Genomic DNA, 22667 nt, shown 5'->3' with positions numbered 1-22667 from the left:
AAATGAAAATTATCAATACGTATTTTTATGTAAAAATTATATTAAAACTAAGTATTAATACTTAGTTTTGTTCAAAATACATTAAAGTACATGATAGTTAATTTTAAAATATCCAAATGAAAAACAAATTACAACTTACTTTACTACTAATAGTAATTGTGTTTATAGGGAAAGCACAAGAAATAAGTATTGATGCCGATATTAGACCTCGATTAGAATATTCAAATGGTTTTGGCAATCTTATTCCCGATGGTCTAGACGCGGGATTATTTGTACAACAACGATCTCGATTAAAATTTGGGTTTAAGCAAGAAAAATTCTCAGCATATCTAAGTGTTCAGGATGTAAGCGTTTGGGGAGATACTCCACAGATTGCAGCGGCAGATAACAACAATAGTTTTTCTCTAGCTCAAGCCTGGATTGATTTCAAATTTGGGAGTGGTTGGTCTACAAAATTAGGAAGGCAAGCTCTTTCATATGATGATCAGAGAATTTTTGGAGGTTTGGATTGGGCAATGCAAGGACGATTTCATGATGCTGCTTTACTTCAATATAAAAAGGAAGGTTTTAAACTAGATATTGGGTTGGCTTTTAATCAAAATGGAATAAGTAGACAAACCACTTTATTTGATCCTAACAATGGAGGAAATGCAAGAGCAGTTTTTGATTATAAAGGAATGGTGTATGCTTGGTTACATAAAGACTGGGAGAGGTTTTCTGCAAGTTTTCTTGTTACTAATAACTCCTATCAAAACCTAGACCCCGTAGATGGCCAAACTCCTGTGGATGGTAACATAAATAGACAAACTTTCGGAACTCATTTGGTTGCTAAACCTACAAAAGGACTTTCTATAGCCGCTAATCTATATGGACAAACAGGAGAATTCACAGAAAATATTGATTTATCTGCATACAATGCAATGCTAGAGGTAACATACAAACCGGGAAAAACACTATTTGGACTTGGTTTTGAAACTTTAAGTGGTGATGACGATGGTGGTACCGATGGAGAAATTACATCGTTCTTCCCAATTTTTGGAACCAACCACAAATTTAATGGATATATGGATTATTTCTATGTAGGTAATCATGCTAATACTATTGGATTAAATGATATTTATGCAAAAACAGTGATCAAGACTGGAGAAAAATCAAGTTTACTTATCAAAGCGCATTACTTCTCTGGAGCAGAAAGCTTGGCTGATAATGTAGATGACTATTTGGGTACCGAAGTTGATCTAGTATTTACTCAGAAACTACTCCCTTTCGCTACTCTAAAAATTGGATACTCACATATGTTTGCATCAGACTCGATGGAAATCCTAAAAGGTGTAACAAATCCTGCAAGCACTCAAAATTGGGGTTGGGCTATGTTAGTTGTGAAACCAAACTTCTTAAAGTGGAGCCCAAAACCAGCCGTACCTCTAACAGAATAATATTATCAACTTTATAAGTAATATAGAATACCCTGCAAAAATGATTTTGCAGGGTATTCTATATATTTTTTTGAAATCCTCAATTTACCATATTGATAATTACGTAATTCTTACTATTTAAATACGTATTAATACTTAATTTTGGATCATAAATACGTAATTTATGAAAAAGGTAATCGTAATTGGTAATGGGATGGTGGGTTATAAGTTTTGTGAAAAATTTGTCAACTCAGAAAAGTTTGGTGAATATAAACTTACTGTTTTCGGAGAAGAGCCCAGAAGAGCTTATGACAGAGTTCACTTAAGCGAATTTTATGCAGGAAAAACTGCCGAAGATTTAAGTATGTCTTCTGCCACTTGGTATGAAGAAAACAATATTGATCTTCATACCTCCGAAATGATTACCGAAATTAACAGAGAAGAAAAAACAGTTGCAAACCATCGCGGAATAAAATATTCTTATGATTATTTGGTCCTGGCTACAGGATCATCTGCGTTTGTCCCTCCTATACCCGGTGTAGAAAAAGAAGGGGTGTTTGTCTACAGAACTATTGAGGACCTTGAAGCTATTGAAGGGTACGCAAAAAAACTAAAATCTGAAGGAAAAACACAGGCTGCCGTATTAGGTGGCGGATTATTGGGATTAGAAGCCGCTAATGCAGTTAAAGAATTAGGATTAGAAGCTCATGTGGTAGAATTTGCTCCTCGATTAATGCCCAGACAACTTGATCAAGGCGGCAGCAATATGTTACAAGCCAAAATTGAAAGTTTAGGGCTAAGCGTGCATGTAAGTAAGCAAACTGATTTTATTCAAGGTGAAAGCGCAATTGAAGGTTTACAATATACCGATGGTGCAGAATTAAAAGTCGATATGCTAGTGATTTCGGCGGGTATTCGTCCTCGAGACGAAGTTGCAAAAGAATGCGGCCTCGAAGCAGGCTTACGGGGTGGTATAATTGTAGATAACAGAATGAAAACATCAGACGATCATATCTACGCCATCGGTGAAGTAGCATTATACAATAACATGATCTATGGATTGGTGGCTCCTGGATATGACATGGCAGAAATAGCAATGTCCCAAATTACAGGAGATATCGATAACACTATGATAGATCATATTGATATGTCCACCCAATTAAAATTGATTGGAACAGAAGTAGCTAGTTTTGGAGATGCACTTGATGATGGTGATGATGTGGATGCTATTATTTATGAAAATAAAAGAAGTGGAGTTTACAAGCGAATCAATGTATCCAAAGACGGAACAAAATTACTAGGTGGTATTCTAGTAGGTGATTCTTCAGACTACAATGCTTTATTTCAGATGTATAATACCGCAATGAAACTACCAGAAAACCCAGAAGATTTAATTTTAGGGAATCGCGGTAGTGAGGCTGGATCTCTCTTAGGCGACGTCATGGATCTTCCAGACGACGCACAAATCTGCTCTTGTGAAAGTGTGAGTAAAGGAGCTATTTGCGGTTCAATACAAGATGGTACTTGTGATACTCTTGGAGATGTTATTACCTGCACTAAAGCAGGAACAGGATGTGGAGGGTGTAAACCTATGGTAAAAGACCTTGTAGATGCTACCTTAAAATCTTTAGGAAAAGAAGTAAAAGATACCATCTGTGAACACTTTGAATTCAACAGACAAGAACTATATGACATTATCAAGTTAAAAGAATATCGAAAATATGATGACGTATTAGATAATCATGGTAAAGGAGATGGTTGCGAAGTCTGTAAGCCTTTGGTAGCCTCTATCATGGCAAGTATTTATGCCGATACCGCAAACGAAGAAGCTCCGATACAGGATTCTAACGATAGATTTTTGGCTAATATTCAACGTAACGGAACCTACTCTGTTGTGCCTAGAATTCCCGGTGGTGAAATTACTCCCGAAAAATTAATCGTTTTAGGAGAAGTGGGTAAAAAATATGATTTATACACTAAAATAACCGGTGGACAACGTGTAGATTTTTTTGGGGCTCGATTAGATCAGCTACCAAAAATATGGAAAGATTTAATTGATCATGGTTTTGAGAGTGGTCACGCCTATGGTAAATCTCTGCGTACGGTAAAAAGTTGTGTGGGTTCAACCTGGTGTCGCTACGGAATGGATGAAAGTGTAAGCTTTGCCATAGCACTAGAAGAACGCTATAAAGGTCTTCGATCTCCTCATAAGTTAAAAGGAGGTGTTTCGGGATGTATTAGAGAATGTGCCGAAGCACGTTGTAAAGACTTTGGAGTTATTGCTGTAGAAGGCGGCTGGAATCTTTATGTATGCGGTAACGGTGGTGCCAACCCTAAGCATGCAGAATTGCTAGCAGAACAAATTGATAACGAAACCGTGATCAAATATCTTGATAGATTCTTGATGTTCTATATCCGTACTGCGGCTCCCTTGCAAAGAACCGCTAAGTGGTTAGATACGTTAGAAGGTGGTATTGAGTACCTAAAAGAAGTCGTAATTAATGACAAACTTAGTCTAGCCGATGAGTTAGAAACAGAGATGTATACACTTGTAGATACATTTCAATGTGAATGGACACAAGCCATAGAGGATGAAGAGATCATGAAACGATTTAATCATTTTGTAAATAGCGAGGAGCCTGATGATAACTTGGTTTTTGTTCCGTTGAGAGATCAAAAGATGCCAGAACACTGGAAATAGAAGTTTAAAATTTACTGTTTTAGGTTCTAAAAAAATAAAAACCTGGAATCAGAAATTTGAAACCACAAACTAAAAAATTATGGAAGAAATTTTAGAAATATACAAAACCACTACTATAGAAGATGTAACAGTATGGTTTAAAGCAGCCAAAGTAAGTGATTTCCCGAAAAATGGAGGGGCTTGCGTTAAATACAAAGGAAAGCAAATTGCTGTTTTTAATTTTGAAAGAAAAAATACCTGGTATGCATGTCAAAATGTTTGTCCGCATAAAATGGAGATGGTGCTAAGCAGAGGTATGATTGGAGATCAAAGTGGGATTCCTAAAGTAGCATGCCCAATGCATAAAAAAACATTCTCATTAGAGAATGGAGAAAACCTTAATGGCGATTTAGAAGCTATAGCCACTTACCCAGTAAAAATTGAGGATGATATCGTTTATGTAGGGTTTTCTGAATAACAGAAAATTAAACTATATCTTTCATATAAACCTCACAGGTCTATATGAAAGACAAATCCCGAAAGGCTTTAAAAAAACAAACAAGCTTCTTCTAGTATTAGTAAAATATAACAATACTATTTACTATCTTTTCAGGTTAACTATTAGTCACAATAGTAATAAAAATTATATGAAAGAAATTATAAATAAATACTGCGGTTAAAGTTATTTTTTTATTTTTATCTTTAGAAATAATATAACAATGAAAAAAGAAAACAAAAAAAAAATAAGCTTAGAAAAAATTACAATAACTAAAATTGATAATTCCTCTAAACTTAAAATTAAAGGAGGTAGTCTTCCTACTTATACAACACAACCTGAGCCTCAATTTACAGAGCAGTATTGTCCTACTTTTGATAATGATTGTGAAGCTCATTGATTAAAAATCTTTATTCTACGACGGTTTTTAACGTCGTCCTGTAAGAATAATAAAATACAAAACAAACCCAATTACGCTATAATACAGCTGGGTTTTTATTTAATATTCTGATAGATGGATTTTTGTTCGTCTTTGGACAAGCTGTTTAAAAGGCATAGATTTCCTTTACGCGTGAGGTTTAGTGAAAAAGACTTAACTTTGGTCATACCAAATAAAATACTTTTATGCCAACCGACAAATTATCTGAAGCGTATACACTATTCGATAAAGCTAATGCCAAAGATCCTAATAAAGAAGAGCTAAATGGAGTTCTTATTCCCAAAGAGCTACTATACAGTCAACGAATGACACAAACTTTAGAGCAGTTCGATCCTGAAGCATCTGATGTATTAAAATTAGCTGCACGATCTCAGCATATCTGTCGTTGGGAAATACCACGTTCTAGCTACGAGATGGACAGGGTTGGATATCTGAAATGGAGGGAAGATTTGAAAAAGTTTCATGCCCAAAAAACCTCAGAAATCCTTACTATTTTAGGTTATGATCAGGAAACCATAGACAGAGTTTCGTTTTTACTTCAAAAGAAAAAACTAAAAAAAGATGAGGAAACACAAGCTCTAGAAGATGTAATTTGCCTTGTTTTTCTCAACTTTTATTATGAAGATTTTTTAGCCAAACATACTGATGAAAAGATCATCGATATCCTACAAAAAACCTGGCGCAAAATGTCTGAAAAAGGGCATCAAGCTGCGCTAAAGCTCTCATATTCAAAAAAAGCATTAGATTTAGTTCAGAAAGCATTAAGCGAATAAGCTTTAGGACTACAAAAGAAATTTTTGGAACACACAAAAAACATAAGACTATTAGTTTATATTGGTATTGCCGTACTTTTTGGCATTATACTATTGGGATACTTTTCAATAATCTCCCCAAGTATTTTATATACATCATTAGGAATGATTCTTGTTTTCCTTGGTGTTTTGTTTGGTGTCCTAATTACGAAACTTAATAAATTCATGATCAGGCTTCAAGAGTCTGAAAAAAAAGCTACACATACTCTTCTGCAATTAGAAAAATTACAGATTTTAAAAGATCAGAATATCCAAGAGCTCTCTGCATTGAGTTATGCAATGAATCAAAATATTCTGTATGCAAGAACAAAAGAGAATGGAGATATAATTACTTTAGGTGAGCGTTTTGCTAAATTGTTAGATGTAGAAAACAATTATGAGAGAAAAAACCTTACTGATCTGATGGATTTAGGTGAGGTTCAAAAAAACAGGTTATTGGGTCTTATTTCTCAAAACAAAGGGGGTATTTTTAATGAAGAGTTTCAATTTCAAACAACGACTAAAGAAAAAATATGGTTAGATATATCAATACTTACCGTATTTAAAGAATCCGGGGATTCTGAACGGCTTGTCTTATGTTCTAATATATCAAAGCGAAAAGAAGCTCAAAATGAAATTGAACGATTAAACGCTTCTAGATACAAAGAAAAAGAAGAAGTGCAAAAGTCTAATGCCAGCCAAATAGTAGAAGCACAAGAAGAGGAAAGGAAACGAATTGCCAAAGAAATTCATGATAGTATTGGGCAAATGCTTACGGCGCTCAAATTTAATATAGAATCTATTAACTTAGACAATATTGACAAAGCATCTCAAAAAATTGAAGGCTTGAAGCAATTGTCAAAAGATCTAATTCAAGGAATCAGAATTGCAACCTTTAATCTTACCCCTCCTGAACTCAAAGATTATGGCATTAGTACTGCTCTTCAGAAAATGGCAAAAGAGCTTTCTAAATTGACCAATAAGAACATTATTTTTGAGAACAAATCAAATTTCGATCAACGATTTGATTCATTAGTAGAAACCAATTTATATCGCGTTACGCAAGAAGCGGTAAACAATGCAATTAAGTATGCCCAATCTGATTATATCATGATTGCAATTAATCACTCGGATTTGTTACTAAGTATTACCATTGATGATAACGGAAAAGGGTTTAATCTTGAAGATATCCCATCCAAACCTAGTAATAATGCAGAAGGTGGAATGGGTTTGTTTTTTATGAAAGAGCGGATGAATTATATAAATGGTAGATTATTTATCAATTCTTCTGTAGATCAAGGAACAAGAGTAACATTAAACTATACGACCCCAGAACATTAAGCTCTAGACATTATTTGGTTTTTTTTTTAACACTTCGTTACGGTAGTAATCGATAATACCATCAATTGGTCTTCTTACAATATTACCTACAGTCAAATTATAAGGCCAAACGGCCGCTCTAATAATATCTTCACTAAAGTGTGCAATGGATCCAATAAAGTGTATTGGTACATTTTGTGCTTCGGGGAAACACAACACGCGGTTTTCTACAAATTCCTGGATACCTTCTGTTACGATTTTATAAAAATACCCATTTCGTTCACTGGTAAATATAAACTCAGCAAATGACGCTAAATACGTGTTAGGGTTATCCTTTTTATATAAATTCTCTTTAATAGCATCCGAAGAAAGATCAAAACGCTTTTCAAACTCTGAAGCTACTTCGGGAGGCATTCTTTTATAATAGTAATCTCGTATTAATCTTTTTCCGAAATAATTCCCACTTGCTTCATCCATTAGGATATAGCCCAAAGAGTCTACTACCATATGAATATCATCACCATCGTAGTAACAGCTATTTGAGCCTGTACCTAAAATACAGACAATTCCTGGTTCTGTTGTGGCAGCATATACAGCAGCTACCATATCTTCTTTAACTACAACCTCGGCAGCATTTACAAAGAAATCTTCAAAGATTTTTTTCAACATTGCTGTTGGTTTTTTGGTACCACATCCAGCTCCGTAGAAGTTGACAGCATCAATTTTCTCTCGATAAGAAGTAAGTTCTTTATTATCCCTAATTCTTTCTTCAAGCAAAGATTTTTCGAATACAGCAGGGTTTAGACCTTCTGTACGGGTTTTAAAAACGATTTCTCCTGATTCATCAAGAAGAATCCAATCACATTTAGTAGAACCACCGTCAGCTATTAAAATCATTTGAAAATTTGTTTATTATTTGCAAAGAGAAAAAATACTATTCAAAAATTAAATACACTGTCATTCTGAGCGTAGTCGAGAGATATTTATCTCGAACTACAAATACATTTCGACTCCGCTCAATATGAAAGTTTGGTATACTTCTAAAAGTATACTGTTTTCTTATAAATTCCCTACATAAGTTGACAAATCAACTAACTTAGAAGAATATCCATATTCATTATCGTACCAAGATACCAACTTAAAGAAACCATCATTAAGTGCAATACTTGCTCCGGCATCAAATGTAGATGTATGTGCCTCTCCGACAAAATCTTGAGACACCACAGCTTCTTCGGTATAGGCTAAAACGCCTTTTAATTCATTTTCTGAAGCTTTTTTAAGTGCTGATTTAACCTCATCAAAAGATGCAGATTTCTTAGTTTTTACCGTAAGGTCCACTACAGAAACATCTGCGGTAGGAACTCTGAAAGCCATTCCGGTAAGTTTTCCATTTAATTCAGGGATTACTTTACCAACAGCTTTAGCTGCCCCCGTTGATGATGGTATAATATTATTTAAAGCAGAACGACCACCTCTAAAATCTTTTTTAGACGGAGCATCTACAACGGCTTGTGTAGCTGTTGCGGCATGTACCGTTGTCATTAATCCTTCTTCTATACCAAAGTTATCATCGATTACTTTTGCTAAGGGCGCTAAACAATTCGTTGTACAAGAAGCATTAGAAACAATAGTGTCTGAATCTTTAACATTTTTATGATTTACTCCCATTACAAACATTGGAGCATCTGCAGATGGAGCTGAGATCACTACTTTCTTTGCACCTGCAACTAAATGTGCATTTGCCTTATCTAAGGTAGTAAATATCCCTGTACAATCCATTACAACATCTACACCAGCAGCATCCCATTTCAATTCTTCAGGGTTACGTTCTGCAGTAATTCGGATTTCTTTTCCGTTTACGAAAAGGTTTCCATTCTTTACTTCTATTGTTCCGTCATATTTTCCGTGTACAGAATCATATTCTAATAAATAAGCTAAGTGTTCTACGTCTAGTAAATCATTGATCGCTACAATCTCTACATTATCACGTTTAGAAGCGATTCTAAAGGCAATTCTTCCAATTCTACCGAAACCGTTAATTCCAATTTTTAACGTACTCATATCTAAATAATTTAGTTGTTTAATTTAAAATGTGGTTATATAAATAAAAATTAAACCGAAGTGATATCGGCTACTTTTATCAGCATATCATGCTTATGTAATCTTTTGTCTAATGCGGTTTTAAGCGGAACGATAGTGACTGTTTTATGAACAATCCCAATCATAACTTCACTTTTACCTTCTAATAATGTTTCTACTGCTCCTACTCCTAGTTTGCTTGCCAATACCCGATCATAACAACTTGGTGCACCACCACGTTGAATATGTCCTAATACAGATACTCTTACTTCATAATCATCAAGATGCTCTTCAACATGTTCTCCAAGTTCAAAAATATTTTTACCCGATTTATCTCCTTCAGCAACGACAATAATACTAGAGGTTTTACCTGTCTTTTTACTTTTTCGCAGCGAATCTATCAACCTATCTACTCCCATATTTTCTTCGGGAATCAAAATTTCTTCGGCACCTGCTCCTATTCCTGCATTTAGTGCTATATCACCTGCATCACGGCCCATTACTTCTATCAAAAACAAGCGATTATGAGAACTTGCCGTATCTCTAATCTTATCAATTGCTTCGACTACGGTATTCAAAGCGGTATCATATCCAATAGTGTAATCTGTACCATTAATGTCATTATCTATAGTACCTGGAATTCCTACTACAGGAAAATTAAACTCTTCCGATAATTTTAAGGCTCCGGTAAAGCTTCCATCACCTCCTATGACCACAAGAGCATCTATATTATTTTTAATAAGGTTAGCATGCGCTTTTTGTCTTCCTTCTACGGTTCTAAATTCTTTAGAACGTGCAGACTTAAGAAATGTCCCTCCTTTATTAATGATATTACGAACCGAACGTGCGTTAAGTTCTTCAATTTCATCGTTTATAAGACCTTCGTATCCTTTATAAACACCAAAGCAACGTACTTGATAATAACTACATGCACGAACTACTGCACGAATTGCAGCATTCATTCCTGGAGCATCTCCTCCAGAAGTAAGTACGGCTATATTTTTAACTTTCTCCATCATTGAAACCAAATCTATCGTTATTGGTATTAATAACCTAATTTGCTAAAAAACTAAAACGTTTTCGGTTAATAAATTCAGTATTTACTGACAAAAAAAGCATTATTTTAACATATTTTCATTGACCACGTTAAGAATAGATCAATATCATAAAATCGTCTTTTTTAAGGTTTTGTACCGTTAAAATTTGAATAAAAAACAAAAACGACCTGCCTAAGCAAGTCGTTTTCATAAATAAACATATCTATTTTTGACTATTCTTGAATCAATATTTGATATTGCCAAGGGGTTAGTTCGTATTCTTGACCTTGTTTTCTTTCTACTACTTCTCCAGTAAGGTAATCCTTGTACTTTCCATCGTACTCAGCATTAAATTTCACAGGATTCTTTGTCATATTAGCAACAAACAATATGCTATTACCTTCTTTTTCTCTTTTAAAAGCTAACACCTTTTTGTCTTCTGAAGTTGTAACACGAGTATACGAAGCTGCATTTTTTCCTCCGTGTAATGCTGGATTATTGTTCTTAAGTTTTCCTAACTTTTCATATAATGGGAAAAATTTTCCTTTCTGTTTGATTATGGTATCTTTCTCGAAGAATAGCAAGCGTTTATCCATATCATACTCCTGACCAGAATAGATTAATGGCATTCCGGGAGCCATATATGAAAGTGCTGCGAACATTGCGGCAGCATCACCCATTCTTTCTTGCACGGTACCATTCCAAGAATTTTCATCATGATTAGATGTGAAATTCATCAAAATATCATCCTTTGCATACATAGTGTCTATCTGAGCCATTCTTTTATCCCATTCTTTAGCATCGGCTTTCCCTTTAGCGATATCATTCATCTTGTGATGTGTATCCCATCCATATCCCATATCAAAGGCATTCTCTAATAATTCTGGTTCCCAACCTTCGGCCAACATAAATATTGGTTTTATCTTTTTTAACTCTGCAACTGTTGCATCCCAAAAATCAAGAGGTACCATTCCTGCCACATCACATCGAAACCCATCTATTCCTTCTTCTTTTAACCAATACATCATATCATTTTTCATCTGCTCCCGCATGGCCGTATTGTCATAATTAAGGTCTGCAACATCGGTCCAATCTGTATCAACGGTATGGGTAATATTTCCTTCTTTGTCTTTAGTATAATATTCTGGATGTTCTTTTAACCAAACGTGATCCCATCCTGTATGATTTGCAACCCAATCCAAAATTACATAAATGTCATTGTCATGTGCTGTTTTTACCAACTCCCTAAAATCTTCTATAGATCCAAATTCTGGATTTACTTTGGTATAATCGGATATAGCATAATAACTTCCTAAAGATCCTTTACTTTTGGTTGTAGAAATAGGATATATTGGCATAATCCAAAGTATTTTCACTCCAAGTTCCTTTAGTTTAGGAATGTCTTTGGTAAATGCGTTAAAAGATCCTTCCTCAGAATATTGACGAATATTAGCTTCATAAATAACGGCGTTTTCCATGATCGCATCGCTTACGGGTGCAAGCGTTTCTTTAACTTCTTCTTGAGTAACTTCGGCTACTGGCTCTTCTTTTTTAGTCTTTCCGCAGGAAAATAAAATCCCAGCGGTTATAAGGCTCACTACTATCTTTTTCATATTATTAAATTATCTATGGTTATTAGCTTATTTTAGTTCAAGTATCATTGATGTTTTTGCCTGTATGGCAAAAGGTTCGGTAATATCAATATTAGAATCGGTAATAATATCTGTTCCTGTTTTGAAATCTTTTATACCTTCTTTAAAACGGGTGATATCTATTTTCTGGTCTTTGGTATTGTTATTCATAAGTACCATTACACTTTTCTCTTTATTATATCTAAAGTATACATAGACGTTATCAAAAGGGATGAATTGCAATAGTTTCCCAGTATGTATAACCTCTGCAGTTTTTCTCCAATTCAATACTTTTTTAGTGAAAGAGTGAAACGCTTTTTGATCTTTGGTTCTACCGTTTTCTGTATCTGCAGCCAAAAATGCATTTTGCTTATCACCAGACCATCCTCCTGGAAAATCTCTACGAATATCGCCATCACCTTTTTTATCTCGATTACCTAACATTCCTATCTCATCTCCATAATATATTTGCGGGATTCCACGGGTAGTGAATATCAAGGTCATTGCCATTTTATATGCATTGAGATCTCCCTGGTATATCTCATTAATGCGATTGGTATCATGATTTCCGGCAAACAATAGAATATTATTGATATCTGGATATAAGAAATCATTAGTGAAATTCTCATAAGCCTTAATCATCCCTTTATCCCAGGCATTCTCATCTTCATTAAAAATCACCATTAGTGCATCATGAAGCGTAAAATCCATTACCGATGGTAAGTGAGAATTAAAATTATCAATGGCTCCTATTTTACTATCTTTTTGCCAATAGGCCATTTGTGCCTGATCATGCATCCAAACCTCACCGACAATATTAAAACTAGGGTACTCATCCATTATAGCTTTTGTCCATTTAGCTATACCTTCTTTATCATTATAAGAATAGGTATCTACTCTAAATCCATCTAAATCTGCATATTCTATCCACCAGATTGCATTTTGAGTGATATAATTAAGAAGCAAGGGATTACTTTGGTTCATGTCTGGCATGGTTGTATCGAACCATCCATCCATACAACCTTTACTATCTACTTTCGAAGCATTGGTATCAAATTGAGTAGTCATACGATAATTACTTCTTCTAAACCCTTCTGGCCATTGATGTATCCAATCTTTGGTAGGTAAATCTTTAATCATCCAATGTTTTGATCCCCAATGATTAGTTACATAATCCATAATAAGTTTCATATCTAATTTATGCATTTCTGAACCGAGACGTTTATAATCTTCATTGGTACCATATCTTGGATCTATCTTATAAAAATCACTTTGCGCATAGGTATGATATGAGTATACTGGCTCATTATCTTCTAATAAGGGTGTGCTCCATAATGCAGTTACTCCCAGGTCTTTTAGATAATCAAGGTGATCGATAACTCCTTGTATATCGCCACCATGACGACCTCCTGGGTTTGATCGATCTGCTTTTTCTGCGGTATCTGGATGCGAATCGTTTTTTGGATCTCCGTTTGCAAATCGGTCCGGCATGATTAGATACATCACATCACTGCTATCAAAACCTTTACGTTGTGCAGAATTTTCTCTTCTAGCTTTAAATTCATAGGACTGAGAAAACGCAACTTTATCTTTCTCCTTGAAATCTATCGAAATAACTCCTTCTTTAACCTCTTTGGTATCTATTGTTACGAACAGATAATTTGGGTTTTCAGTTTTTTTTACTTCATCAATAGTTACTCCTTCGATCTGCACATTGTATTTAGAAATATCTTTTCCATAGCACATTAATTGCAGCTTTTCACTTTGCATTCCGCTCCACCAGAATGGAGGTTCTATTTTTTCTACCTGTGCTTGCACCAATGCTACCAGACACCAAGAAAACAGAACAATTAGTTTAGTCTTCATTTTATGAGTTTTTGATTAAATAAATGTTTTGTGTATTCTTCTTATAGACATAAATACCCCAAAAACAGGGTCTTTGGGGTATTATATTGTTATCAATACTATTTGATTAAACTGTGATTAAGCTATCAGGGGATATTTTAAATTCCTTCCCATCTACATAAATCACTAATTCCTGATCTCCTTCTAGATTAAAAGAGGTTCCTTCTTGCGAAACATTCACTTTAAGAATTTGATTTCTAAAGTTTACATTAAAGGTATAACCTTTCCATTCTTTAGGAATCTTAGGTGTAAATGACAATCGGTCATTCTTAATTCTAAGTCCTCCGAACCCTTCAACAATACTCATCCAGGTACCGGCCATACTAGTTATATGTAATCCTTCTTCTACTTCTTTATTATAATCATCAAGATCTAACCTTGACGTTCTTAAATAGAAGGTATAAGCTTGGTCCATTCTATCAAGAGTTGCTGCTTGAATACTATGTACACAAGGTGAAAGAGATGATTCATGCACCGTAAATGGCTCATAAAAATCAAAGTGACGCTCTAACTCTTCTTTAGTAAATTGATCTTCAAACATATACATCCCCTGAAGAGTATCTGCTTGTTTAATATAAGGTGAGCGTAATATTCTATCCCAGCTCCACTTTTGGTTAATAGGTCGTTGTGTTTTATCAAGATTAGCTACGGTGATTAGCTCTTTATCCAAGAACCCATCCTGTTGCAAGTATACCTGATGTTTTTCTGAATACGGGAAATACATTTTCTCTGCCACCTTTGCCATTGCATCAATTTCCTCTTGATTCAGATTAACTTTATCAATAATCCTATCGTGGTCTTTGCTGTATTCTGCTTTTACTTTATTGATATTCTCTATACAATACTCGATACACCATTTTGCCAAATAATTAGTATACCAATTATTATTGATGTTGTTTTCATATTCATTAGGCCCTGTAACACCAAGAATTACATATTTATCTTTATCTGTAGAAAAAGTAGCTCTTTGGTGCCAAAAACGAGCAATTGCGATCATTACCTCTAATCCTTTTTCAGGCACATAGCTATAATCACCAGTATATCTAACATAATTATAGATGGCAAATGTCATTGCGCCATTACGGTGTATTTCTTCAAAAGTAATTTCCCACTCATTATGACATTCTTCACCATTCATGGTAACCATTGGGTATAATGCTGCGCCATTGGTAAATCCAAGTTTTTCAGCATTTTCTATAGCTTTTTCTAAATGGTGATAACGATACGTCAATAAATTACGTGCTACTAGCTGATCTTTGGTTGCCATGTAGAATGGGATACAATACGCCTCGGTATCCCAATAGGTACTTCCTCCGTATTTTTCTCCTGTAAATCCTTTTGGACCAATATTAAGTCTTGCATCTTTCCCAAGGTAGGTTTGATTTAATTGAAAGATATTAAAACGTATACCTTGTTGCGCTTTGACATCACCTTCAATAACAATATCGGCCATCTCCCATATTTTGGACCAAGCTTTCTTTTGCAAATCTAGCAAAGCATCAAAACCAGATTCTGAAGCTTGTTTAAGCACTGTGGCACTTGCAGAAGCTAAATCTTCTTTTTTATGATTAAGGCATACTGTGTATCCTCCAAATTTAACTAAACTAGCCGTTTTTCCTTTAGGAACTTCGACTGAATAATTCAACTTAACAAATGTTCCGTTGATATCTACTTTGGGATAAATATCTTTTAAATCGTCTTCAACAAAAACTTGATTTAACATACCTGTACAGGTATGAAACTCGGTTTTCATTGTTTTGGCTAATATAAATGCAGAGCTACCTTTGTGAGATAAATCGTAGGTATCCCAGAATTTATCATCCCAATTAGTATCTTCATTTGTGATTCCCGAATCTAGATAAGGTGAAAATGTAATTTCTACATCCTCATTTATAGGTGTTACCTCATATCTAATTGCACCTACTTCATCAAGGTCTAAACTTAAAAAACGCGTAGATTTTACAGATACTTCTATATTATTTTGTAAAACAGCGTTAAAAGAACGTTGATACCAACCTTCTTTCATGTTTAGTTCTCTTCTGAAATTAGTGACTGATTTACATCTATAAAGATCTAATTTTTCTCCACTAACTTCCACATTAATTCCTATCCAGTTTGGTGCATTAAGTACCTTAGCAAAATACTCTGGGTACCCATTTTTCCACCAACCAACTCTAGTTTTATCGGGATAATAAACTCCCGCAATATAACTTCCTTGAAAAGTTGGGCCTGAAAATTCTTCTTCAAAATTGGCCCTTTGTCCCATGGCTCCATTTCCTATACTAAATAGGCTTTCTGAGGATTTAACTCTTTCAACATCAAACCCTTCTTCAATAATTGACCAGTTATCTGGTTTTATATAATCCTGATTCATCGTCTGTCATACTTTTTTGGCCGAAACCAAATTATTTATAAACTCTTCTCTTATTTCTGTAAAATCATTAAAAATGTAATCTGCTTCATGTAACACTTCAGCGTCACCGATCCCTATACTTATCATATTAGCGTTATTGGCAGCTTGAACTCCTGCTACAGAGTCTTCGAACACTATGCAGTTCTCTGGTGAAACGCCTAATTCTTGAGCTCCAATCAAAAATACTTCTGGATCTGGTTTTGCTTTAGATACATTGGTCCCATCTACTATAGCATGAAACTTAGCGGTTAGTTGTACTTTATCAAGAATCACTCTTGCATTTTTACTTGCAGAACCTAGCGCTATGGCTTGATCGTTTGATATCAAATAATCCAATACTCTAGGCACATCAGGTAGAATTTCTGAAGTATCCATCTTTGAGATATACACGAGGTATTCCTCATTTTTTTTAGACATTAATTTGGTAAACTCTTCTTCTGAAAGGGTTTTATTACCCCATTCTAATATTTTTTCTAAAGATCGTACTCGGCTAACTCCTTTTAGTTGTTCATTCTGTTCTTCAGAAAAAGAAATACCTAAACTATTGGCAAGGTTTTGCCAGGCTAAAAAATGATACTTTGCAGTATCTACAATCACACCATCCAGATCAAATATAAATGCTTTCTTCATTATTCCGCTACTTCTTTCGGGTTATAGGTAATCGCATCTCTGTTAGTAATCAACAAGTTACAAAAACCAGCTATTATTAAACTTATACCGGCAACAATCATTGCATTAATGGTTTGGTCACCAATCAATTTATAGGCAAAATTAATACCTCCTACTGCTGCAATGATTTGGGGAATTACAATAAACATATTGAATATACCCATAATCACTCCCATCTTCTTAGGATCTACAGAGCTAGAAAGCATTGCATATGGCATAGATAATATACTACCCCAAGCAAAACCTACTAAAGTGAATGAAAAAATCAACCACTCTGGAGACGGAATAAAGTACATCGATATAAAACCTATTCCTCCTAAAACTAACGACCCAAGATGAACTAATTTTCTATTTATTCTTTTTCTTGAAGTATAAAATGTTAGTATTAGAGCAAAAGCCATTGACGACAACCCATAAACCCCCATATATCTACCTACATCATTAGAAGATTTTTGAAATGCAGTGCTTGCTTCTTTAAAAGCTGCCGCAGATTCTGGAATATCCATATTGTACGCAGATTCTATTGGTACTGGTGTTTTAAACACATGTTCTGTTAGTGCTGGATTTGCTAAACTCCACATCGTAAAAAATGCAAACCAACTAAAAAACTGTATTAACCCCAGTTTCTTCATTGTAAGAGGCATGCTTCCTATATTATTTAAAATATCAGGAATAAATTGATTTTTCTTCTTCTTTTCCCTTTCAAATTCTTCCATATCCTCAGGAGGATATTCGGTCGTTTTAAAAACTGTATAAAGAATACTTGCTAGAAAAACAAGACCTCCAATTGCAAAAGCAACCTTTACCGACATAGGCACAACTCCCGTTGGTGCTTCATCGCTTACTCCCATTTGTGACACCGCCCAGGGTAAATTACTAGCTACCCATGTTCCTATTCCTATTATTAATGTTTGTGTTACGAATCCATAAGACCGTTGAGATTCTGGAAGCTTGTCTGCGACCAAAGCTCTAAAAGGCTCCATAGAAATATTAATAGAAGCGTCTAAAATCCATAAAAAACCGGCAGCAACCCAAAGTGCAGGAGAATGTGGCACTAAAAACAGAGCGATAGAGCTCAACACAGCACCTATTAAAAAGTAAGGTCTACGACGACCCCACCTTGGACTCCAAGTTCGATCGCTTAGATACCCGATTATAGGCTGTACTAGTAACCCTGTTAAAGGAGCAGCAATCCATAATAAAGGTATTGCATCTTTTTCGGCACCTAAGGTTTGGAAAATTCTAGACATAAATCCGCCTTGCAAAGCAAAACCGAATTGAATCCCTAAGAAACCGAAACTCATGTTCCAAATTTCCCAGAAACTTAACTTACGCTTGTTCATTAAAAGTGAATATTTAATTATTACACTGATAAGCGCATGACTTATCAAAACTTATTTAGTAGAAAGTGAAAATATAAGTTTTGACGAAGGCCAAAGATATTATAATTTTTCAATTAAAAGATCACTCTTTGTTTTTTTTTGTTGATTCCCTTTGAATTAAGCTAGTATCAATAATTACAGTTCTATACTCTTCTGTAGCCGCTTCATCTCCTTCTAACTTATCTATTAAAAGTTTAGCTGCCCTAACCCCCATATCTTCTCCATGTTGACTAATAGTGGTTAAACTTGGTATAAAATGTTTAGACAGAATCCCGTCGGTAAAGCCAATAATAGAAATATCATCTGGAATTTTTTTACCCTGTTGGTTTAAAACCTTTGCCGCAGTAACCGCAAATAATTCATTTACAGCAAAAACAGCATCAATATCTTTATCAACAAGAAAATCAGCAATTTCTGACTCACAATTATCGATATCTTCTATTTTAAGAATCAGTTCTTCTCTTTCAGGAACATCATATGCTCGTAGTGCTCTTAGATACCCATTGGTACGTAATTTACCCACACTTATATAATCTACCGTAGTAAGAATAGCTATCTTCTTGCAGCCTACAGACAACAAATGATTTGTAGCCATTTGAGCACCTTTGCCATCATCAATAATTACTTTATCACAAACAACTTCGTCTATAATCCTGTCAAAAAGGACTACAGGCATTCCTTGACTCATCGTTTCTTCTATATGATGATAATCCTTTTTAAGCTGGGTTTCTTTAGCTACAGATAAAATAAACCCATCTGCACTACCACTGGCAAGCATCTCCATATTAATAACTTCTTTATCAAAAGAATTATTCGAAGAACATATAATTACATTATACCCTTTTTCGTTGGCTACCTTTTCTACCCCACCAATCACCGTAGTAAAAAAATGATGTACGATCTCAGGAATGATAACACCAATGGTCTTTGTTTTCCTGTTTTTAAGACTTAAAGCTATATTATTAGGTTTATAATTATACAACTTAGCGAAAGCCTTAACTTTTTGACGAGTATCCAAACTTATCTCTACACTATCTTTTAATGCTTTAGACACCGTAGAAATGGAAACATCCAATTCTTTAGCTATTTGTTTTAATGTAACTTTTTGTCTCATCGATTTTTTATGTTCTATATATTGGTTTATTTATTAATTTAAATATCGTCATTCTAAATGGTAAAATCAATACACATTATTCCGTTCTCATATAAATTTACAGAGAGGTGTTAACGCAATTTATTTTAACATAGTATTTAGTTCTATTTTTTTGATCAAAAGCCAAAATTCGCTGCGAAAATATGTCATATGGTCATAATTACACTTAAAATTTTAACAAAATTTTAAAAGTTTTCCACACGCAAACGTTTTCGTAAGGTTATGGTTAAACCTTACCTAAAAATTAACACAAAATTTACATACTTTGGTTGCAGGAAAGTGAAAATATAAGATTTAAAACAATCAAAAACTAATTTAATTTTTATGAAAACATTTACAAAAAGCGCATTGTTTTTATTGTGGTTGATACCAATGAGCTTTTTTGCACAGTCGACTGTTAATGGAACAGTTACTGATGCAGGAAGTGGTCAACCCATTCCTGGTGTAAATATCATTGTAAAGGGAACTACAAATGGAACATCATCTGATTTTGATGGTAATTATTCCCTTAACAATGTTAACGATGGAGATATTGTAGAATTCTCATACGTTGGTTTTATGACACAGGAAGTAGCATACACTGGACAAGCCACAGTGAACATATCGTTAGAAGAAGATGCTGCAGAACTTGAACAAGTAGTACTTATTGGTTATGGTACTTCAAGGAAAAAGGATCTTACAGGATCTGTTGCCCTTGTAACATCAGAAGATTTTAATACCGGTAACAATATTACTGCAGAGAATTTATTTAATGGTAGAGTAGCCGGTGTTAATATTAACACCAATGGTGGTCCGGCAGGAAATTCTGAAATTAGAATTAGAGGAGGTGCCTCACTAAATGCATCAAACGATCCATTAATTGTTGTTGATGGTCTACCCCTAAATGATCCAGGTGATTTGTCTAACGGATCTAGATCGATTCTTTCGACTATTAACCCAAATGATATTGAGTCATTCTCTATTCTTAAGGATGCATCATCTGCCGCTATTTATGGTAATCGAGGTGCAAATGGTGTAATTATTATTACAACTAAGAAAGGAAAAAAGAATTTACAAATCAATTTAGATTCTAAAACCAGTATAAATACTGCTAATGAAACTGTTGATGTATTTTCTGCAAACCAATATCGTGAATTTATTGCCGAAAATTTTCCGGATAGAGTTGATGAATTAGGTTCTGCTAATACAGATTGGCAAGATGAGATCTACAGAACTGCTTTTTCTACAGATCATAACTTATCTGCAAGTGGTTCAATTCTGGGAATTCTTCCTACAAGGGTAGCACTTGGACGATCTGATCAAGAAGGTCTTAGAAAAACATCTAAGTTTGAAAGAACAACATCATCTCTTGCTTTGAACCCTAGATTATTTAATAATCACTTAAAAATAGACATTAATGCCAATCTTAACTTCGAGAAAAACAGATTTGCTCCAAATGTAGAGGGTGCTGCGATTACTTTTGACCCTACTCAACCAGTTTTTGACGCTAGTTCTCCTTATGGAGGTTACTTTGAATATATAAACTCGGGTACTGGTTTTGCGCAAGGAAATGTACAGAGAAACCCAGTAGCTGAACTAGAGCAAACTCGCGAAATTGCAAACGTTAGAAGGTATTTTGGTAACGTAAAACTAGATTATCAATTACACTTCTTTCCTGATCTACGTGCTGTAGTTAACTTAGGTTTAGATGATAGTGAAACTGATCGTTTTAGAGATGTATCTACAGAAAGTGCAATTGGTTTCAATTCTACACAAGGAGAGTTTGTTGGTTCTAAATCAGATACTGATTTACTTGTTAAAAACCGACTTCTAGATGCTTATTTGACATATAATAAAACTATTGGAGCTTTGAATATCGAAGCTACAGGAGGATATTCTTATCAAAAATTCGAATTAGATAGGTTTGAAACAGGAAATCAACGTGACCCTAGTAACGTGGCCGAAAGAACAATTGATCCCGATGAAGTATTGATAGCATATTTTGCACGTACAAACTTGAAACTTAGCGATAAATATTTCTTATCGGCTTCTATACGTAGAGATGGTACTTCAAGATTTGGTGAAGATAACAGATGGGGATATTTCCCATCGGCATCATTGGGTTGGCAGATCAGCGATGAGAACTTCCTTAAAAACTCATCTGTATTAAGTGATTTAAAACTTCGTTTAGGATATGGTATTACAGGTCAACAAGATATCGACCAGGCATACGCCTATTTAGAAAGATATAGAGGTAGTAGTCCATTTACGCAATACATCCTAGATGGTGAAGTAATAAATATTGTACAGCCTCAATTTAGAAACGAAAACATTGAATGGGAAAAGATAACAGAATATAATATTGGATTAGACTACGGTTTCTGGAATAACAGAATTAGTGGAGCGGTTGATGTATTTAGAAAAGAATCCAATGATCTACTTTCTCAAGCACCGATACCAGATGCTGCAAACTTTTCTAATCAAGGTTTCCAAAATATTGGTAAATTTATAACACAAGGTGTTGAATTTTCTATTAGTACCGATATCATTAAAAAACAAGATTTTAATTGGAATGTAAGTTATAATGCAACTTTTATTGATAGAGAAATAGAAAGCTTAGCCTTTGGTCAAGATATATTGACTACTGATATTGGTGGTGGTACAGGTAATACTATCCAAATCCAAAGACAAGGAGAGGCACCATTCTCTTTCTTTACATTCGCTCAAATATATGATAGTGCAGGAAGACCAATAGAAGGTGCTTATGCCGATTTAAATGGAGACGGTGTACTAAATAATAATGATAGATATGTTTCTGGTAAAGGAACACCAGATTATATAATGGGACTTCAGACTAGTTTAAATTACAAAAACTTTGATTTTAGTTTTAATATGAGAGCTAATATAGGTGGTGAGATATACAATAACGTAGCGTCATCAAATGCACAATTAGGTAACGTTGTTAGAACGGTATTTAGCAATACACCGGTTTCTGTATTAGATACTAACTTCCAGAGTACTTCTGATGTAATATTATCAGATTTTTATGTGGAAGATGCTTCATTCTTAAGAATGGATAACATCACAATGGGATATACATTACGAGATATCATGAAAGGTGTTTCTAGCCTTAGAATATGGGCTGGTGTACAAAATGCCTTTGTTATTACCGATTATACTGGATTGGATCCGGAGATTCAAAATAACGGAGTAGATAATACAATATTTCCTAGAGGACGTACTCTTTTATTAGGAATAAACTATAAATATTAAAAAAA

Annotated in this window: 16 protein-coding genes; 7 read left to right on the top strand and 9 right to left on the bottom strand. The window is 34.5% G+C overall.

Annotated elements, in window-relative coordinates; genetic code table 11:
* The first annotated feature begins 116 nt into the window (after positions 1-116).
* The 6 genes from ABW637_RS08355 (at position 117) to ABW637_RS08330 (ending at position 7162) form a co-directional block, all read left to right on the top strand.
* Positions 117-1436, top strand: coding sequence for an alginate export family protein (locus ABW637_RS08355; RefSeq protein ID WP_367584197.1), 1320 nt, complete (start codon positions 117-119; stop codon positions 1434-1436).
* Positions 1437-1599: 163 nt separating this feature from the next.
* On the top strand, positions 1600-4116 hold the full coding sequence (nirB, locus tag ABW637_RS08350) for a nitrite reductase large subunit NirB (protein WP_367584196.1): 2517 nt from the start codon (positions 1600-1602) through the stop codon (positions 4114-4116).
* Positions 4117-4195: 79 nt separating this feature from the next.
* On the top strand, positions 4196-4573 hold the full coding sequence (gene nirD, locus ABW637_RS08345; RefSeq protein ID WP_367584195.1) for a nitrite reductase small subunit NirD: 378 nt from the start codon (positions 4196-4198) through the stop codon (positions 4571-4573).
* 241 nt (positions 4574-4814) lie between these two features.
* Complete coding sequence (locus tag ABW637_RS08340) at positions 4815-4991, top strand: hypothetical protein (RefSeq protein ID WP_367584194.1); 177 nt, start codon at positions 4815-4817, stop codon at positions 4989-4991.
* Between the two features lie 224 nt (positions 4992-5215).
* Positions 5216-5803: a DUF4202 domain-containing protein gene (locus ABW637_RS08335; protein WP_367584193.1), complete on the top strand. Its 588-nt coding sequence runs from the start codon at positions 5216-5218 to the stop codon at positions 5801-5803.
* A gap of 24 nt (positions 5804-5827) precedes the next feature.
* Positions 5828-7162, top strand: a complete 1335-nt coding sequence (locus ABW637_RS08330; RefSeq protein ID WP_367584192.1) for a sensor histidine kinase — start codon at positions 5828-5830, stop codon at positions 7160-7162.
* Between the two features lie 3 nt (positions 7163-7165).
* On the opposite strand, the gene ABW637_RS08325 is transcribed toward ABW637_RS08330, so the two are convergent.
* The 9 genes from ABW637_RS08325 to ABW637_RS08285 all read right to left on the bottom strand — a co-directional run bounded on the left by ABW637_RS08325 (position 7166) and on the right by ABW637_RS08285 (position 19371).
* Positions 7166-8038, bottom strand: a complete 873-nt coding sequence (locus tag ABW637_RS08325) for a BadF/BadG/BcrA/BcrD ATPase family protein (RefSeq protein WP_367584191.1) — start codon at positions 8036-8038, stop codon at positions 7166-7168.
* A 162-nt stretch (positions 8039-8200) separates the two neighbouring features.
* Positions 8201-9202 (bottom strand): type I glyceraldehyde-3-phosphate dehydrogenase, encoded by a 1002-nt coding sequence (gene gap / locus ABW637_RS08320; RefSeq protein ID WP_367584190.1) that lies wholly within the window; start codon positions 9200-9202, stop codon positions 8201-8203.
* A 50-nt stretch (positions 9203-9252) separates the two neighbouring features.
* Positions 9253-10239 (bottom strand): 6-phosphofructokinase, encoded by a 987-nt coding sequence (gene pfkA / locus ABW637_RS08315; RefSeq protein ID WP_367584189.1) that lies wholly within the window; start codon positions 10237-10239, stop codon positions 9253-9255.
* A 251-nt stretch (positions 10240-10490) separates the two neighbouring features.
* A complete protein-coding gene (locus tag ABW637_RS08310; protein WP_367584188.1) occupies positions 10491-11870 on the bottom strand; it encodes an alpha-amylase family glycosyl hydrolase in 1380 nt (459 codons plus the stop codon).
* A gap of 27 nt (positions 11871-11897) precedes the next feature.
* Entirely contained in the window at positions 11898-13754 is a 1857-nt protein-coding gene (locus ABW637_RS08305) for a glycoside hydrolase family 13 protein (RefSeq protein ID WP_367584186.1), read from the bottom strand.
* 106 nt (positions 13755-13860) lie between these two features.
* Positions 13861-16167, bottom strand: a complete 2307-nt coding sequence (gene mdxK / locus ABW637_RS08300; RefSeq protein WP_367584185.1) for a maltose phosphorylase MdxK — start codon at positions 16165-16167, stop codon at positions 13861-13863.
* 6 nt (positions 16168-16173) lie between these two features.
* Positions 16174-16836: a beta-phosphoglucomutase gene (gene pgmB, locus ABW637_RS08295; protein WP_445012717.1), complete on the bottom strand. Its 663-nt coding sequence runs from the start codon at positions 16834-16836 to the stop codon at positions 16174-16176.
* Positions 16836-18218, bottom strand: coding sequence for an MFS transporter (locus tag ABW637_RS08290; protein ID WP_367584184.1), 1383 nt, complete (start codon positions 18216-18218; stop codon positions 16836-16838). Before ABW637_RS08290 ends, pgmB begins: the two co-directional genes overlap by 1 nt.
* A gap of 121 nt (positions 18219-18339) precedes the next feature.
* On the bottom strand, positions 18340-19371 hold the full coding sequence (locus ABW637_RS08285) for a LacI family DNA-binding transcriptional regulator (protein WP_367584183.1): 1032 nt from the start codon (positions 19369-19371) through the stop codon (positions 18340-18342).
* 363 nt (positions 19372-19734) lie between these two features.
* Here ABW637_RS08285 and ABW637_RS08280 point away from each other — a divergent pair, with 363 nt between their 5' ends.
* Positions 19735-22662, top strand: coding sequence for a SusC/RagA family TonB-linked outer membrane protein (locus tag ABW637_RS08280; RefSeq protein WP_367584182.1), 2928 nt, complete (start codon positions 19735-19737; stop codon positions 22660-22662).
* The last annotated feature ends 5 nt before the right edge of the window (positions 22663-22667 follow it).

The sequence above is a fragment of the Aquimarina penaris genome, from assembly GCF_040786285.1.
GTDB lineage: Bacteria > Bacteroidota > Bacteroidia > Flavobacteriales > Flavobacteriaceae > Aquimarina.
Note: the sequence above shows the minus strand (reverse complement) of the source record. Positions and strands in the feature narration are given on the sequence as shown.

Bases quoted from the DNA above. Each gene is read 5' to 3' on its own strand.
- nirD (WP_367584195.1), top strand. From the start codon at position 4,196: ATGGAAGAAATTTTAGAAATATACAAAACCACTACTATAGAAGATGTA.
- pgmB (WP_445012717.1), bottom strand. From the start codon at position 16,836: ATGAAGAAAGCATTTATATTTGATCTGGATGGTGTGATTGTAGATACT.
- ABW637_RS08335 (WP_367584193.1), top strand. From the start codon at position 5,216: ATGCCAACCGACAAATTATCTGAAGCGTATACACTATTCGATAAAGCT.
- nirB (WP_367584196.1), top strand. From the start codon at position 1,600: ATGAAAAAGGTAATCGTAATTGGTAATGGGATGGTGGGTTATAAGTTT.
- ABW637_RS08290 (WP_367584184.1), bottom strand. From the start codon at position 18,218: ATGAACAAGCGTAAGTTAAGTTTCTGGGAAATTTGGAACATGAGTTTC.
- pfkA (WP_367584189.1), bottom strand. From the start codon at position 10,239: ATGATGGAGAAAGTTAAAAATATAGCCGTACTTACTTCTGGAGGAGAT.
- mdxK (WP_367584185.1), bottom strand. From the start codon at position 16,167: ATGAATCAGGATTATATAAAACCAGATAACTGGTCAATTATTGAAGAA.
- ABW637_RS08340 (WP_367584194.1), top strand. From the start codon at position 4,815: ATGAAAAAAGAAAACAAAAAAAAAATAAGCTTAGAAAAAATTACAATA.
- ABW637_RS08305 (WP_367584186.1), bottom strand. From the start codon at position 13,754: ATGAAGACTAAACTAATTGTTCTGTTTTCTTGGTGTCTGGTAGCATTG.
- ABW637_RS08310 (WP_367584188.1), bottom strand. From the start codon at position 11,870: ATGAAAAAGATAGTAGTGAGCCTTATAACCGCTGGGATTTTATTTTCC.
- ABW637_RS08280 (WP_367584182.1), top strand. From the start codon at position 19,735: ATGAAAACATTTACAAAAAGCGCATTGTTTTTATTGTGGTTGATACCA.
- gap (WP_367584190.1), bottom strand. From the start codon at position 9,202: ATGAGTACGTTAAAAATTGGAATTAACGGTTTCGGTAGAATTGGAAGA.
- ABW637_RS08285 (WP_367584183.1), bottom strand. From the start codon at position 19,371: ATGAGACAAAAAGTTACATTAAAACAAATAGCTAAAGAATTGGATGTT.
- ABW637_RS08355 (WP_367584197.1), top strand. From the start codon at position 117: ATGAAAAACAAATTACAACTTACTTTACTACTAATAGTAATTGTGTTT.
- ABW637_RS08325 (WP_367584191.1), bottom strand. From the start codon at position 8,038: ATGATTTTAATAGCTGACGGTGGTTCTACTAAATGTGATTGGATTCTT.